We start from the raw sequence: 831 nt of genomic DNA, 5'->3' as shown, positions 1-831 counted from the left end.
CATCACCCGCTGGCGCATACCGCCCGAAAACTGGTGCGGATAGGCATCGAGACGCCCTTCCGGATTGGGGATGCCGACAAGCTTCAGGAGTTCGATGATGCGGGCGCGGCGCTCTCCGCGGCTCATCTTCTCATGCAGCTTGATCGCCTCGCCGATCTGGTCGCCGATCGTCATGACCGGGTTCAGCGAGCTCATCGGCTCCTGAAAGATCATCGCGATGTCCCGGCCGCGGATCTCGGGCATGGCGCTTGCCGGCAGTTTCAGCAAATCATTGCCCTCGAAACTGATCTTGCCGCCGGAAATCCGACAGAGTTCCGGCACCAGCCGCATGATTGCAAGCGAGGTGACGGACTTACCGGAACCGGATTCGCCGACGATACCGACCGCTCCGCCAGCTTCGATTTCGAAGCTGACATCATCGACGACAACGATCGGGTTTGCCGGTGTTCCGAATTCCACCCGCAGATGCTCGACACTCAGCAAGGGCTGCTTCATTGGCTCGTCTCCGGATCCAGCACGTCGCGCACGGCGTCGCCGATCAGGTTGAAGGAGAGAACCACGAACGTAATCGCAATACCGGCGCCGATGATCGGCCAGGGTGAACCGAAGAGGTTGTTAAGACCGTCACGGATGATATTGCCCCAGCTTGGATTGGGCGGTTGCGTACCGATGCCGAGGAAGCTGAGCGAAGCCTCCAGGCGGATGGCGGAGGCGACCCAAAGCGTCATCAACACGACGATGGGGGCTGCAATGTTCGGAATGATGTGGCGTAAAATAATCGTCGGCGTGCGCACACCGACCGCGACCGCCGCTTCAACATAGGGCTCCTGC

The 831-nt window shown here is 60.4% G+C and carries 2 protein-coding genes; both read right to left on the bottom strand.

Annotated elements, in window-relative coordinates; translation table 11 throughout:
- On the bottom strand, window positions 1–495 hold a 495-nt coding region (locus tag AC1DTN_RS37515), incomplete at its 3' end, for an ATP-binding cassette domain-containing protein (protein ID WP_477925187.1).
- The coding region (locus AC1DTN_RS37510) for an ABC transporter permease (RefSeq protein ID WP_477925186.1) at window positions 492–831 on the bottom strand (340 nt) is incomplete at its 5' end. The genes AC1DTN_RS37515 and AC1DTN_RS37510, both read right to left, overlap by 4 nt.

This window comes from Rhizobium sp. 01T444, from assembly GCF_056398305.1.
Note: the sequence above shows the minus strand (reverse complement) of the source record. Positions and strands in the feature narration are given on the sequence as shown.